Here is a 14,605-nt window from a genome sequence, read left to right as displayed (position 1 = left end):
CGGACGCCACCGTAACGCGCGTAGAACACGGTTGTGTTACGGGGTGCCGGAGCATTCGGGTTGTTATCAAACCGTGGTCTGACGGTCGCCCCGAGGCCCATTTCCCGTGCGCGGACGGTGATCCGGAACTGGTGCGCTCCAGTTTACGGAACTGCGCCGAAACCCCGGATCCCGACGTCTCCGCCACGCGACGGCCGCACGCGCGCGGATGCGGGTCAGCTCCCGTCGACCTCCAGCGCCAGCGCCGCGAACAGTTCCGCACCGATCCCGATCGCCCGCTCGTCCACGTCGAAGCGGCCCTGGTGCAGGTCGCGGACGGAGGTGTCGCCGGGGGCGCGGACGCCCAACCGGGCCAGCGCGCCCGGGGCGTGCTCCAGGTACCAGGAGAAGTCCTCGCCGCCCAGGCTCTGTTCGGTGCTCTCGACCACCTGCTCGCCGCCCCGGCCGAACCGGGCCGTCATGGCCTCGTCCAGGAGGGCGACGGAGACCGCCTCGTTCACCACCGGCGGCACCCCGCGGTGGTAGTCGAGCGTCCACTTCGCCCGGTAGGTCTCGGCGACCTTGGCGATCAGGTCGTGCAGGACGTCCGGCGCCTCCCGCCAGCCGTCCAGCTCCAGGCAGCGGATGGTGCCCTCCAGTTCGGCGTGCTGCGGGATGACGTTGGGCGCGGAGCCGGAGGCGATCCGGCCCCAGACCAGGCTGACGCCCCACCGCGGGTCCATCCGGCGGGCGAACGCGGCCGGCAGGTCGGCGGCCATCCGGGCGATCGCGGTCACCAGGTCGGTGGTCAGGTGCGGCCGGGCGGTGTGCCCGCCGGGGCCGTCCAGGTGGAGCACCAGGCGGTCGCAGGCGGAGGTGATGGCCCCGGTGCGCAGCGCGATGCGGCCCACCTCGACCTTCGGGTCGCAGTGCACGGCGAAGATCCGCTCGACGCCGTCCATCCCGTCGGCCTTGATGACGTCCAGCGCGCCGCCGGGCATGACCTCCTCGGCCGGCTGGAACACCAGCCGGACCGGGCGGCGCAGCTCGCCGCTGCGGGCGGCGTCGGCCAGCACCAGCGCGGTGCCGAGCACGACCGCGGTGTGCACGTCGTGGCCGCAGGCGTGGGCCCGGCCGGGGACGGTCGAGCGGTAGGGGACGTCGGTCTTGGCGTCGTCGATCGGCAGCGCGTCGATGTCGGCGCGGAAGGCGAGGATCCCGGTGCCGGGGGCCGTCCCGGCGGGGACGATGTCGACGATCAGGCCGGTGCCGCCGGGCAGCACCCGGGGGGTGAGACCGGCCGCCACCAGCCGGTCGCGGATCAGGCCGGTGGTGCGGAACTCCTGGCGGCCCAGCTCCGGGTGCCGGTGCAGATCGCGGCGGAAGGCGATCAGCTCTGGCTCCAGCCTCCTGACCCGGGCGCGCAGTTCGGCGGCGGGACGGGCAGCGGACAGAGTGGCGCCCGGCTGAGCGGGCTCAGGACGGTTCATCTCCCCAAGGATAGGCCTGTCGGGGGTTCTTGGCCCGACTTCCGGAAAATTAGTCCCCGGATGGGCGCATACCGGCCGGACAGGTGGGTATGACATCTCGTTTCAGCCGCCTTCCCCGGGTTGCTTGTCCTGTGCAACGATCACCCGGGGCGGCGGTCACGGCCTTTGCGTGTTTGACGGATAGTCAGAAGCGTTCCACCGGCGCGTACGTGCCCCACACCTCGCGCAGCGCGTCGCACACCTCGCCGACGGTAGCGCGGGCCGCCAGCGCGTCCTTCATGGGATAGAGCACGTTCTCCCCTCCTTCGGCGGTCCGACGCAGCGCGTTCAGCGTCCGGTCCACCGCGCTCGCGTCGCGCTCGGCGCGCAGCCGGGCGAGGCGCCCGGCCTGCTGCCGCTCGATCGCCGGGTCCACCCGCAGCGGCTGGTACGGCTCCTCGGCGTCCAGCTGGAAGCGGTTGACGCCGACCACCGTCCGCTCGCCGGCGTCGGTCTCCTGCTGGACGCGGTAGGCGGTGCGCTCGATCTCCGCCTTCTGGTAGCCGCTCTCGATCGCGGCCACCGCACCGCCCAGCTCCTCCACCCGGGCCATCAGGGCGAGGGCGGCGGCCTCCACCTCGTCGGTCAGCGACTCGACGACGTAGGAGCCGGCGAACGGGTCGACGGTGGCGGTCACGTCGGTCTCGAACGCGAGGACCTGCTGGGTGCGCAGGGCGAGCCGGGCGGCCTTCTCGGTGGGCAGCGCGATCGCCTCGTCGAAGCTGTTGGTGTGCAGCGACTGGGTGCCGCCGAGCACCGCGGCGAGCGCCTGCACCGAGACCCGGACGAGGTTCACCTCGGGCTGCTGGGCGGTGAGCTGCACCCCGGCGGTCTGGGTGTGGAAGCGCAGCATCTGCGAGCGGGGGTCACGGGCGCCGAACTCCTGGCGCATCACCCGGGCCCAGATGCGGCGCGCGGCGCGGAACTTGGCGACCTCCTCCAGCAGCGTGGTGCGGGCCACGAAGAAGAAGGAGAGCCGGGGCGCGAAGTCGTCGACGGCCATCCCGGCGGCGAGCGCGGTGCGCACGTACGCGATGCCGTTGGCCAGCGTGAAGGCGATCTCCTGCGCCGGACCGGCCCCGGCCTCGGCCATGTGGTAGCCGGAGATCGAGATGGTGTTCCAGCGCGGGATCTCCGCCCGGCAGTACCGGAACACGTCCGCGACCAGCCGCAGCGAGGGGGCGGGCGGGAAGATGTAGGTGCCGCGCGCGATGTACTCCTTCAGCACGTCGTTCTGGATCGTCCCGGTGAGCCGGTCCGGCGCCACCCCCTGGGCCTCGCCGACGAGTTGGTAGAGGAGGAGCAGCAGGCCGGCCGGCGCGTTGATGGTCATCGAGGTGGACACCTCGCCCAGCGGGATCCCGTCGAACAGCACCGCCATGTCCTCGACGCTGTCGACGGCCACCCCGACCTTGCCGACCTCCCCGGCGGCGAGCGCCGCGTCCGAGTCGTAGCCCATCTGGGTGGGCAGGTCGAAGGCCACCGAGAGCCCGGTGCCGCCGCCGGCGATCAGCTGCCGGTAGCGGGCGTTGGACTCGGCCGCGGTGCCGAAGCCCGCGTACTGGCGCATCGTCCACGGCCGGCCGGTGTACATCGACGGGTAGACGCCCCGGGTGTACGGGAACTCCCCCGGTCTCCCGAGGCGGCTGCCCGGATCCCACCCGGCCAGCGCCTCCGGTCCGTACAGCGGCTCGATCGGGAAGCCTGACTCGGCACGGCGCGGCTCGGCTGCCATGGGTCCCTCCACGGGGATCGGCGGGCTGGGGCTCGTCGCTCGCAATGTAGGGCCTGCCGGGCCGGAGAACGGGGAGCCGACGCGATTGAGATGATCGGACCTACGACCGAAGTGCGTACCTCTTTATCGACGAGCCCCAGGGAGTGGCAATGACCGAGCAGAAGGTGGCCGTGGTCACCGGTGCCAGCAGCGGGATCGGCGCGGCGACGGCCCGCCGGCTGGCCGCCGAGGGCTTCGACGTGGTGCTGACCGCCCGGCGCACCGAGCGCGTCGAGGCGCTCGCCAAGGAGATCGGCGGCCGGGCCTTCACCCTGGACGTCACCGACCGGGCGGCCGTGGACGCCTTCGCCGCCGAGGTCGGCCGGGTCGACGTCCTGGTGAACAACGCCGGCGGGGCGCTGGGCGCCGACTCGGTCGAGCACGGCGACCCGGCCGACTGGCGCGCCATGTACGAGGTGAACGTGCTCGGCGTGCTGCACGTGACGCAGGCCCTGCTGCCCGCCCTGCGCGCCACCGGCGACGGCACCGTGCTGGTGCTCTCCTCGACCGCCGCGCTGGCCGCGTACGAGGGCGGCGGCGGGTACGTCGCGGCCAAGCACGCCGCGCACACCATCGCGGCGACGCTGCGGCTGGAGCTGTGCGGCGAGCCGATCCGGGTGATCGAGATCGCCCCCGGCATGGTGAAGTCCGAGGGCTTCGCGCTCACCCGCTTCGGCGGCGACGAGGCGAAGGCGGAGGCCGTCTACGCGGGCGTCGCCGAGCCACTGACGTCGGAGGACGTCGCCGACACCGTCGCCTGGACGGTCACCCGCCCGTCGCACGTGAACATCGACCTGCTGGTCGTCCGCCCGCGTGCCCAGGCCGCCAACCACAAGGTGCATCGCGCCTGATCAGAGCCCCGGCGGGCAGCCCGGCACCCGTTGATCAACGGTGTGACCCGGCAGTGATACACACGTGCGATGAACATCAACCGGGCCGCCCGCCCACGGGTCCTGCTGACCGCCCTGGCAGCCGGCACCCTGCTCCTCACCTCCGCCTGCAACGACACCGCCACGACGGCCCAGGACAAGGCCGCCGGCAGCCCGGCGTCCGCCGCCGCCACCACCGCGACGGCCACCCCGACGCCGAAGCCGACCGGGGCGGACGACCCGGCACTCAAGCCCTTCTACGCCCAGCAGATCACCTGGGCCCCCTGCCCGCCGGACCCGAAGGCCGCGGACGCCAAGGCCGACGTCTCCGCCATGCTGTGCGGCAAGCTGCACGTCCCGCTGGACTACGCCGACCCGGCCAAGGACACGCTCGACCTCGCGCTCGTCAAGTACCCGGCCACCAAGCCCGACCAGCGGATCGGCTCGCTCGTGGTCAACCCCGGCGGCCCGGGCGGCTCCGGCGTCGAGATGGTCAAGTACGGCGCCAAGGACTTCGCCGGCACCCTGCACAGCCGCTTCGACGTGGTCGGCTTCGACCCGCGCGGCACCGGTGCCAGCTCCCCGATCACCTGCCTGGACGACAAGCGGCGCGACGCCGAGGCCCAGGTCGACTCGCCGCTCGACCCGGCCGCCCGCAAGGCCCAGTCCGACCAGCAGAACGCCGAGTTCATCGCCGCCTGCCAGGCCAAGTCCGGCAAGCTGCTGGCCTTCGTCGGCACCCGCAACTCCGCCCGCGACATGGACGTGCTGCGCGCCGCCGTCGGCGACAAGAAGCTCAACTACCTGGGCGTCTCCTACGGCACCTACCTCGGCTCGCTGTACGCCGAGGAGTTCCCGAAGAACGCCGGCCGCCTCGTCCTGGACGGCGCCGTCGACCCCGCCGCCGACGAGCTCGACTCGGTCGTCAAGCAGCAGGCCGGCTTCGAGAAGTCCTTCGAGCGCTTCGCCGCCGACTGCGTCGACAACCACGCGGCCGAGTGCCCGCTGGGCAAGGACTCCGGCCAGGCCGCCAAGAAGGCCGCCGACTTCCTGGACGGCCTGCGCGACCACCCGCTGCCCACCAAGGACGGCCGCAAGGTCGGCAGCGACCTCGCCTGGACGGGCGTGCGCGGCGCGCTCTACGGCGACGAGAACAGCACCTGGCAGTACCTGCGCGTCGCGCTCTCCGTCGCGATGAAGAACGACAAGGGCGACGTCCTGCTCGCCTTCGCCGACGACTACGACGAGCGCGACGAGAACGGCCACTACTCCCCGATGGAGGAGGCGCACGCGGCGATCTCCTGCGCCGACGGCTCCGCCCCGGCCCCCACGGCCGAGCGCGCCCAGCAGGCCGTCAAGCAGCTCCAGGAGCAGGCCCCGCTGCTCACCAAGGGCGTCGACGTGCAGGACTTCACCGAGTCCTCGTGCAACGGCTGGCCGTTCCGGAGCCCCGAGAAGCCGCACACCATCCGGGCCGAGGGCGCCGACCCGATCCTGGTCGTCGGCTCCACCGGCGACCCGGCCACCCCGTACGCCGCCGCCGAGGCGCTGGCCAAGGGCTTCGCCGGCGCCACCCTGCTGACCCGGGTGGGCGAGGGCCACGGCGCGTTCGGCAAGGGCAACGCCTGCATCGACCAGGCCCTGGAGGCCTACCTGACCGCGGGCACGATGCCGGCCGCCGGGACGCGCTGCACCTGAGCGTCCGCGGCCCTCTAGCAGACGAAGACGGGGAGGGCGCTGACACGGAGGTGTCAACGTCACAACTTGATAGCTCGTTCGGATGAAATCCGCGTGCGCCCTCCCCAACTGATGAGCGCTCAACTACCGTTGAGCCGCTGCCCGGCAGGCTCAGGACGCCACCCCGCGGCCCCATACTTCACCTGCTCCACCCGGACCCTTCACCGGCCACCTTCCCGCCCTCACGAGGAGGACCCGCTGGCCAGCGACATCCCGCCACAGCGGCTCGATCCCAGTTCCGAGCCGACCCTCCTCGGGTTGCACCGCTTCAACGAGGCCGACGCCGGCGCCGCCGAGGAGGCCCTGCTGGCCTGCTGCGGCAGCCACCGCTGGGCCCTGCGGCTCACCGCCCACCGGCCGTACCCCGACATAGAGTCCCTGCTGGCCGCCGCCAGCGAGGCCTCCTACGACCTCCGCCCGGCCGACCTCGCCGAGGCCCTGGCCGACGAGAGCTGGATGCCGCAGCCACTGCTCGGCATGCGGGCCCCGGGCAGCCAGGCGGCGCACACCGCGCTGCGGGCGGCCCACGCCGCGTACGAGGCCAGGTTCGGCCACGTCTTCGTGGTCTGCCTGGAGGGCGTCGCGCCCGAGGAGATGCTCGACACCGTGCTCTCCTCGATCCGCACCCGGCTCGCCAACGACCCGGACGAGGAGCGCCTGGTCGCGGCCGACGAGCTGCGCCGGATCGCCCTCACCCGGCTGGAGCACCTCGTCGCCACCCATTCGGAGGCCGGCGCGCACTGAGCCCCCGGCCCGCGTCGACCCGTCCGGGCGGCCCCTCACTTCCCGGTCTGGGCCGCCCGCAGCTTCGCCACCTGCTGCCGCACGATCCGCTCGTCCGGCGCCGCGGCCGGCTCGGTGGAGACGCCGAAGGTCGTGAACACCGCGAGTGCGGGACCGACCCGGGTCAGCACGGCGCGCTGGGACAGCACGGCCGTACCCGATTCATTCGTGAGGGTGAATCCGGTCGCCGCGTCCGCTCCCTCGGGCGTGGGCGTGTCGGCCTGGGCCAGCCGGTGCCGGGTGTGCGTCGACTGCGCCCCCTTCTTCCCCCGCTCCGCCGGTGGCGGAGGCGCCGTCGAGGTGAAGACGGCGCACGGACCGAACAGCTTCTCCAGCTCCGCCTGAACCTGCGCGGCCCGCCCCGAGCGGTAGCCCACCAGGGCGCCGTACGCCGCGCCCGCGGGGTCGGCCGCCCGGGCCACGCTCAGATCGGTCTCCGCGTACGGCAGCCCCGCGCCGGGCGAGGCCGCGCCCGGGCCCGCACCACCGCCGGGTGCCACGGCGTCCAGCAGCGGCTGGCAGGCCGGGACGTCCGACGTCTCCCGCCCGGAGCCCTGCCCGGTGTCACCGTGACCGGGCGTCATGACCGTCACCGCGTAGCCGGCGCCGAGGTCGGCGTCGGTCACCGCGGCCGTCCGCAGTTCGGCCGCGGACAGTTCGTGCACCGGCGCGGCCCGGTCGTCGGACGGCCCGCCGACCGTGGTGCAGCCCGCGGCGAGCGCCAGCGCACAGAGGAGGGGGACGACGGACGGTCGGGGACGATGCGGCACAGATGCCTCAGAAGGGTGTCGGCGGTGGCGGATGCGACACCGTAGCGCAATCGATCGATCACCCAGAGTCCTCATCGGAGGTCCGGTTCCCGCCGAACTAGGCCAGTCGTGCCTGATTGATCACACCTGGGGCCCCCGGAGGCGGTTCCCGATACGGCGTCGATAGGATGCTCGCGGCCGGTGGACCGTACCCGGCCGGGCTGACCGACACCGAAGCCGGCCGAGCCCCCAATCGCTTCCGGAGGGTTTTTCCGTGCCGGCTGGAACGCTGTACCGCGGCCGGGAAGGCATGTGGAGCTGGGTGGCTCATCGAGTCACCGGCGTCCTCATCTTCTTCTTCCTGTTCGCCCACGTCCTGGACACCGCACTGGTGCGAGTGTCGCCGGAGTCGTACGACACCGTCATCCAGACGTACAAGACTCCCCTCGTGAACCTGATGGAGTACGGCCTCGTGGCCGCCATCCTGTTCCACGCCCTGAACGGCCTGCGGGTCGTCGCCGTGGACTTCTGGTCGAAGGGCCCGAAGTACCAGAAGCAGATGCTCTGGACGGTGGTCGGAGTCTGGGTCGTCCTGATGGCCGGCGCCTTCTACCCGATCCTGCAGCACACGCTGGTCGACTGGTTCGGGAAGTGAGCTGACTGATGTCCACGGAAATCTCCGACGCCCTGGTGGTCCCCTCCAACCAGGCGCACACCGGCAAGGGCCTCGGCACCGGGAACCCGGCCGACGCGTTCGTCATCGAGCCGCCGCGCAAGCGGACCAAGAGGACGCCGCGCCGCACCCGGACCAACTTCGAGATGCTGGCCTGGCTCTTCATGCGCCTGTCCGGCATCGTCCTGGTCGTGCTGATCCTCGGCCACCTGCTGATCATGCTGGTGCTCGACGGTGGCGTCTCCAAGATCGGCTTCGCCTTCGTGGCCGGCCGCTGGGCCTCGCCGTTCTGGCAGGTCTGGGACCTCACGATGCTCTGGCTCGCCATGCTGCACGGCGCCAACGGCATGCGTCAGGTCATCAACGACTACGCCGAGAAGGACTCGACCCGGCTCTGGCTCAAGGGGCTCATGGGTACCGCCACGGTCTTCACCGTGCTGCTGGGCACCCTGGTGATCTTCACCTTCGACCCCAACATCTGAGCCGCGAGCACCATCGACCATCGGCAGAGGCCAGAGGCGAGTTAACCCCCCATGCAGATTCACCAGTACGACACCGTCATCGTCGGCGCCGGTGGCGCCGGCATGCGCGCGGCCATCGAGTCGACGCAGCGCAGCCGCACCGCGGTCCTGACCAAGCTCTACCCGACCCGGTCCCACACCGGCGCGGCCCAGGGCGGCATGTGCGCCGCCCTCGCCAACGTCGAGGAGGACAACTGGGAGTGGCACACCTTCGACACGGTCAAGGGCGGTGACTACCTGGTCGACCAGGACGCCGCCGAGATCATGTGCAAGGAGGCCATCGACGCCGTCCTCGACCTGGAGAAGATGGGCCTGCCCTTCTCCCGCACCGAGCAGGGCCGGATCGACCAGCGCCGCTTCGGCGGTCACTCCCGCAACCACGGCGAGGCCCCGGTCCGCCGCTCGTGCTACGCGGCCGACCGCACCGGCCACATGATCCTCCAGACGCTGTTCCAGAACTGCGTCAAGCACGGCGTCGAGTTCTTCAACGAGTTCTACGTCCTCGACCTGCTGATCAACGACGGCAAGACGGCCGGCGTCGTCGCCTACGAGCTGGCCACCGGCGAGATCCACGTCTTCCAGGCCAAGTCGGTCGTGTTCGCCTCCGGCGGCACCGGCAAGTTCTTCAAGGTCTCCTCCAACGCCCACACCCTCACCGGTGACGGCCAGGCCCTGGTGTACCGCCGCGGCCTGCCGCTGGAGGACATGGAGTTCTTCCAGTTCCACCCGACGGGCATCTGGCGCATGGGCATCCTGCTCACCGAGGGCGCCCGCGGCGAGGGCGGCATCCTGCGCAACAAGGACGGCGAGCGCTTCATGGAGCGCTACGCCCCCGTCATGAAGGACCTCGCGTCCCGTGACGTCTGCTCCCGCGCGATCTACACCGAGATCCGCGAAGGCCGCGGCTGCGGTCCGGACGGCGACCACGTCTACCTGGACCTCACCCACCTGCCGCCGGAGCAGCTGGACGCCAAGCTGCCGGACATCACCGAGTTCGCGCGCACCTACCTCGGCATCGAGCCCTACACGGACCCGATCCCGATCCAGCCCACCGCGCACTACGCCATGGGCGGCATCCCGACCAACGTCGAGGGTGAGGTCCTGCGCAACAACACCGACATCGTCCCCGGCCTGTACGCCGCCGGCGAGGTCGCGTGCGTGTCCGTGCACGGCGCCAACCGCCTGGGCACCAACTCGCTGCTGGACATCAACGTGTTCGGCAAGCGCGCGGGCATCGCCGCCGCCGACTACGCGCAGACGGTGGGCTTCACCGAGCTGCCCGAGAACCCGGCCGAGAAGGTCCAGGCCCTGGTCGACGGTCTGCGCGAGGCCACCGGCGACGAGTCCGTGGCGCAGATCCGCAAGGAGCTGCAGGAGACCATGGACGCCAACGCCATGGTGTACCGCACCGGCGCCACCCTGAAGCAGGCGGTCGAGGACATCGCCGCGCTGAAGGAGCGCTACAAGAACGTCTCCATCCAGGACAAGGGCTTCCGCTACAACACGGACCTCCTGGAGGCCGTCGAGCTGGGCAACCTGCTCGACCTGGCCGAGGTGCTGGCCGTCTCCGCGCTGGCCCGCGAGGAGTCCCGCGGCGGCCACTACCGCGAGGACTTCCCGACCCGTGACGACGTGAAGTTCATGCAGCACACCATGGCGTACCAGGAGGTCGCCGCCGACGGCACGACCTCCATCCGCCTCGACTACAAGCCGGTCGTCACGACCCGCTACCAGCCGATGGAGCGTAAGTACTGATGAGCACTCCGACCGTGGAGCACTCGGCCGCTCTGGACGCGGCCGAGAGCGGTGCCACTCAGCTGATCACCGTCACCTTCCGGATCCGCCGGTTCAACCCGGAGGAGCACCCGGACCCGGTGTGGGTCGACTACCAGCTCACGATGGACCCGAAGGAGCGCGTCCTGGACGCGCTCAACAAGATCAAGTGGGAGCAGGACGGCACCCTCACCTACCGCCGTTCCTGCGCGCACGGCATCTGCGGCTCCGACGCGATGCGGATCAACGGCCGCAACCGGCTGGCGTGCAAGACCCTGATCAAGGACGTCAACCCGGAGAAGCCGATCACGATCGAGGCCATCAAGGGCCTCACGGTCCTCAAGGACCTGGTCGTGGACATGGACCCGTTCTTCCAGGCGTACAAGGACGTCATGCCGTTCCTCATCACCAAGGGGAACGAGCCGACCCGCGAGCGCCTGCAGTCCGCCGAGGACCGCGAGCGCTTCGACGACACCACCAAGTGCATCCTGTGCGCCGCGTGCACGTCGTCCTGCCCGGTCTTCTGGAACGACGGCCAGTACTTCGGCCCGGCCGCCATCGTCAACGCGCACCGCTTCATCTTCGACTCGCGCGACGAGGGTGCCGAGCAGCGCCTGGAGATCCTCAACGACCGCGAGGGCGTGTGGCGCTGCCGCACCACCTTCAACTGCTCCGAGGCCTGCCCCCGTGGCATCGAGGTCACCAAGGCGATCCAGGAAGTGAAGCGGGCGCTGGTCACCCGCCGCTTCTGATCCCCGCCTGACACACGCCGAAGGCCCCGTCCGACCAATCGGACGGGGCCTTCGGCGTCGTATCAGGCCAGCACGCCGAGGTCGTTGGCGTCGGTCCAGCCGCTGTACATCACCAGGTGACGGTCGGCGGTGACGGCCCACAGGTCGGGCTTGCCGTCGCCGTCCGCGTCGCCCGAGCTGCCGAGCGTCGGGTAGGCGGTCACGGTGAAGCCGCTCGCGACCACGTCCGCCTTCGGGTCGGCGAGCGCGGAGAAGTCGAAGGTGCCGTCGGCCTTCTTCGGGATCGGGTAGGCGTGCAGCTCGCCGGTGGCCCGGTCACGGGCCCAGAGGGCCAGGTTGCCGCCGTTGTCCGCCCCGGGGGCGATCAGGTCGTAGCCGTTCCAGGCGCCGGAGGTGGTGAGCTTGGTGACCTTGTCGAAATCGGAGATGGCCCCGTCGAGCAACCAGAGGTTCCCGCCCTCCAGTGTCAGCAGCGACGGCGCAGTGCCGTCGCTCACCGGGCCGAGGGCGACGAGCTGGTCGGTCTTGGACCAGTCGGCGGCGAAGCCGTCCGGGCAGGACGAGCTGAAGGGGTCGCCGCACACGCGCTGGCCCGACCCCGTGAAGCCCTTGGTCATGGCTCCGTAGTCGAAGTTCCGGTAGACGGTCAGGTAGGAGTCGCCCGGCTTGTGGATGAACAGGTCGTCCGAGGACGGCGCGTGGACGTTGTCCCACCCCCGGTGGGCGACCTGGTAGGGCGCCCAACCCCGCCCGGCAGGAGCACGGTTGGCCGGGATGACGGTGGTCGGCGTGGCGTCGGTCGCGTTGACCGGGATGTACTGCAGGTTCCCCTGCGCGTCCGGCAGCACGATGTCCGCGACGCCGTCCCCGTCGACGTCACCGAGGGTCTTCGGCGGGTTCGGGTTGGACGGGGCGTAGAAGGTGTAGGTCGTCCGGCCGACGTTGCCCGCTCCGTCGATCACGTTGACGATGAGGTTGTTGGTACCCCAGTCGAGGACCTTGAGGTCGATCTTCGCGGTGCCGTCGGCGTCCGGCTCGACGGCCCCCGGCGAACTGCAGTCGCTCCCGGCGGAGTCCCAGCCGTACTGGAAGCAGGCGACGCCGGATCCCTCTCCGCCCGCGGGGACCGGGTCGGCGCCCTTGAGGACGAAGGTCCCCGTCTGCCCCGCGAACTTGGCCGGCTTGCCACCCGAACCGCTCGCCGGGAAGTCCGGCGAGGAGATCGTGACGGTCGGGTCCGTCGCGTCGATCGTGAAGTGGCAGTCCGCCGACGGGGCGGAGAGCTGCGTGCCCTGAAGCGCCCAGGCGTGCCAGGCGTAGCTGTGGCCGTCCACCAGGCCGGGGACGTGGAGGCCGGCGCTCGGCTGACCGTAGGTCTGGGCGTCGCCGGTGAACACCGGGTCCTCCGCGCCCGTGGTCACGTCCCACACGCTGAACCGGACCCCGCTGCCGGTGACCTTCGCATTGAGCGCCGGTCCGTCGACGGACCGTCCGAGCCAGGTCGGATCGGCGGTCGGGTTGCAGTCGGCGGTGCGGTAGCCCGTCCCCTGAGCGGTGCCGAGGACGGCCGGCGCGGTGTCGGCGGCGGCCGCCGGCGCGGCGAGCAGGCCCGCGGCCACGGCGAACGCCGCGCCCGTCCCCAGCCGCCGGGCATGCGTGTGCTTCATCAAGTTTCCCCACCCTGGAACGATTTCATGATCGAGCGGTGAGGATCTTGCCAGTGCGCACCGACAGCGGCAACGGGGATTCCTCAGTCGGTGGCCGGGGTGCGGCGGGTGGCGCGCAGGCCGCGGAGGCCGATGGTGCCGACGGCGATGCCGAGGCAGAAGGAGGTGACGGCGAGCAGGAGGTGGATCCAGAAGAAGGCGGTGGGCTGGGAGTGGTCGCCGTTGACGAAGGCCTGGCCGCCGGAGTCCTTCCACAGGTTCTTGACGAAGGTGGTCCAGATGACGACCGACCAGACGCCGAAGGCGGTCAGGAACCAGGAGGTGCGGCGGCTGAGCTTCATGCGGGGTCCTCGGCGGCGGTGTGGAGGCGGTGTGCACCCCCAGTATGCGCGGGCTGCCGATCGGCGTACGGCTGGCCCCTCCTGCGGAGGACCTTGCCGGTGTGGCGCACGGCGGGGGTCCCGAGTGGGTACGGTCGGCGGGTGATCGCACGCCCTCGCAAGCTCGCGCACCTGTTCGCCGCCACCGCCGTGCTGCCGGCCCTGTTCGTCGCTCCGGCGGCGGCCGCGGCCCCCTCCGCGCCGGCTCCGCCGACCGTGGTCGGCGGCGACCGGCTCGGCCAGTCCGGGGTCCAGGTCTCGCCGATGGCCGGCGCTCCGGCACTGCCCGGGGATCTGACCGGCCAGTCCTGGATAGTCTCCGACGCCGCGTCGGGGGAGGTCCTGGCGTCCTACAACCCGCACCTGCGGCTGCCGCCGGCCAGCACCTTGAAGATCCTCTTCGCGGACACCGTGCTGCCCAAGTTCGACCGCAACGCGGTCCACCGGGTCGCGGACGAGGAGATCCAGGGGATCGGTCCCGGCAGCAGCCTGGTCGGCATCAAGGAGAACCTGGACTACCGGGTCGAGGACCTGTGGCGCGGTGTGTTCCTCAGCTCGGGCAACGACGCCGTGCACGTCCTCGCGCACATGAACGGCGGCGTCCCGCAGACCGTCGCCGAGATGCAGTCGCGGGCGGAGGCCCTCCAGGCGCGGGACACCAAGGTGATCTCCCCGGACGGCTACGACATGGACGGCCAGCTCTCCTCGGCCTACGACCTGTCCCTGTTCGCGCGGGCCGGCCTGCGCAACGCGGACTTCCGGGGCTACTGCGCCACCCGGGACGCGATGTTCCCGGGCGCCGTGGACAAGAACACCGGCCAGCGCGGCAGCTTCGGCATCGCCAACACCGACCGGCTGCTGGGCAAGTACCCGGGCCTGATCGGGGTGAAGAACGGCACCACGACCAACGCCGGCTCGACCTTCGTCGGCGCCGCCGAGCGCGACGGCCGCACGCTGCTGGTGACGGTGATGCACCCGGCGTCGTACCAGAAGGTCTACGACGAGACGGCCGCGCTGCTGGACTGGGGCTTCGCCGCGGCCGGGAAGGTGCAGCCGGTCGGCAGGCTCGTGGACGAGCAGCAGCCCGGCGCCGAGCAGCCCACCGGCCAGGCGGGCGGCAGGGACGGGACGCCGGCGCCGCCGCCGCACCCGTCGGCGGCCGCGTCCGGGGTCGCGGCGGCCGGTTCGAAGGACGGGGACGACGGGATCGGCGTCGGCGGCTGGCTCGCGATCGTCGTCGGGGCGGTGGCCGGGGCCGGGGCCCTGGTGGTGCTGAAGCGTCGGACGGCCGCTCCCACCGACGGCGGCTGACGCGGCGTCGCCCCGGGGGGGGGCGGCCCCGCGCCCCCCGCGGGGGGGCCCCCGGCGGGGCGCGCGCGGCCGGGGCCCCCGCCCGTGGGGGCGGGGTGGGCGGGGGGC

General features: G+C 71.7%; 13 protein-coding genes. 8 read left to right on the top strand and 5 right to left on the bottom strand.

What is annotated here, in order from left to right; genetic code table 11:
- Positions 1-215: 215 nt before the first annotated feature.
- Together ACFV4G_RS11650 and ACFV4G_RS11645 are read right to left on the bottom strand one after the other, a co-directional pair.
- Positions 216-1,469, bottom strand: coding sequence for an amidohydrolase (locus ACFV4G_RS11650; RefSeq protein WP_380439040.1), 1,254 nt, complete (start codon positions 1,467-1,469; stop codon positions 216-218).
- Between the two features lie 184 nt (positions 1,470-1,653).
- Positions 1,654-3,243 carry a methylmalonyl-CoA mutase gene (locus tag ACFV4G_RS11645; protein ID WP_380439038.1) on the bottom strand — a complete coding sequence of 530 codons (1,590 nt, stop codon included), beginning with the start codon at positions 3,241-3,243 and terminating at the stop codon, positions 1,654-1,656.
- Positions 3,244-3,392: 149 nt separating this feature from the next.
- Here ACFV4G_RS11645 and ACFV4G_RS11640 point away from each other — a divergent pair, with 149 nt between their 5' ends.
- From ACFV4G_RS11640 to ACFV4G_RS11630, 3 genes are all read left to right on the top strand, one after another.
- A complete protein-coding gene (locus ACFV4G_RS11640) occupies positions 3,393-4,133 on the top strand; it encodes an SDR family oxidoreductase (RefSeq protein WP_380439036.1) in 741 nt (246 codons plus the stop codon).
- A 69-nt stretch (positions 4,134-4,202) separates the two neighbouring features.
- Positions 4,203-5,849 carry an alpha/beta hydrolase gene (locus ACFV4G_RS11635; protein WP_380439034.1) on the top strand — a complete coding sequence of 549 codons (1,647 nt, stop codon included), beginning with the start codon at positions 4,203-4,205 and terminating at the stop codon, positions 5,847-5,849.
- Between the two features lie 297 nt (positions 5,850-6,146).
- A complete protein-coding gene (locus ACFV4G_RS11630) occupies positions 6,147-6,632 on the top strand; it encodes a 2-oxo-4-hydroxy-4-carboxy-5-ureidoimidazoline decarboxylase (RefSeq protein ID WP_380439032.1) in 486 nt (161 codons plus the stop codon).
- A gap of 35 nt (positions 6,633-6,667) precedes the next feature.
- Here the strand turns inward: ACFV4G_RS11630 and ACFV4G_RS11625 are convergent, their stop codons facing one another.
- Positions 6,668-7,441, bottom strand: a complete 774-nt coding sequence (locus ACFV4G_RS11625; protein ID WP_380439030.1) for a hypothetical protein — start codon at positions 7,439-7,441, stop codon at positions 6,668-6,670.
- A 253-nt stretch (positions 7,442-7,694) separates the two neighbouring features.
- Between ACFV4G_RS11625 and sdhC the strand changes: the two genes are divergently transcribed.
- Genes sdhC through ACFV4G_RS11605 form a run of 4 tightly spaced genes read left to right on the top strand, consistent with a single transcriptional unit; the run spans position 7,695 to position 11,139 of the window.
- Positions 7,695-8,075, top strand: coding sequence for a succinate dehydrogenase, cytochrome b556 subunit (gene sdhC / locus ACFV4G_RS11620; protein WP_218198520.1), 381 nt, complete (start codon positions 7,695-7,697; stop codon positions 8,073-8,075).
- A gap of 8 nt (positions 8,076-8,083) precedes the next feature.
- Entirely contained in the window at positions 8,084-8,575 is a 492-nt protein-coding gene (locus ACFV4G_RS11615) for a succinate dehydrogenase hydrophobic membrane anchor subunit (protein WP_380439028.1), read from the top strand.
- A 51-nt stretch (positions 8,576-8,626) separates the two neighbouring features.
- On the top strand, positions 8,627-10,369 hold the full coding sequence (gene sdhA, locus ACFV4G_RS11610; RefSeq protein WP_380439026.1) for a succinate dehydrogenase flavoprotein subunit: 1,743 nt from the start codon (positions 8,627-8,629) through the stop codon (positions 10,367-10,369).
- Positions 10,369-11,139: a succinate dehydrogenase iron-sulfur subunit gene (locus tag ACFV4G_RS11605; protein ID WP_329927597.1), complete on the top strand. Its 771-nt coding sequence runs from the start codon at positions 10,369-10,371 to the stop codon at positions 11,137-11,139. The genes sdhA and ACFV4G_RS11605 overlap by 1 nt, the downstream gene beginning before the upstream one ends.
- A 62-nt stretch (positions 11,140-11,201) precedes the next feature.
- Here ACFV4G_RS11605 and ACFV4G_RS11600 read toward each other — a convergent pair whose 3' ends face one another.
- Together ACFV4G_RS11600 and ACFV4G_RS11595 are read right to left on the bottom strand one after the other, a co-directional pair.
- The gene (locus ACFV4G_RS11600; RefSeq protein WP_380439024.1) at positions 11,202-12,806 is read right to left on the bottom strand and encodes a hypothetical protein; all 1,605 of its coding nucleotides are present in this window, start codon (positions 12,804-12,806) and stop codon (positions 11,202-11,204) included.
- Between the two features lie 83 nt (positions 12,807-12,889).
- On the bottom strand, positions 12,890-13,147 hold the full coding sequence (locus ACFV4G_RS11595; RefSeq protein WP_380439021.1) for an SCO4848 family membrane protein: 258 nt from the start codon (positions 13,145-13,147) through the stop codon (positions 12,890-12,892).
- A gap of 141 nt (positions 13,148-13,288) precedes the next feature.
- On the opposite strand from ACFV4G_RS11595, the gene ACFV4G_RS11590 reads away from it, so the two are divergent.
- Entirely contained in the window at positions 13,289-14,497 is a 1,209-nt protein-coding gene (locus ACFV4G_RS11590; RefSeq protein ID WP_380439019.1) for a D-alanyl-D-alanine carboxypeptidase family protein, read from the top strand.
- Positions 14,498-14,605: the final 108 nt, after the last annotated feature.

The organism is Kitasatospora sp. NPDC059747 (genome assembly GCF_042732955.1).
Taxonomy (GTDB): domain Bacteria; phylum Actinomycetota; class Actinomycetes; order Streptomycetales; family Streptomycetaceae; genus Kitasatospora.
Note: the sequence above shows the minus strand (reverse complement) of the source record. Positions and strands in the feature narration are given on the sequence as shown.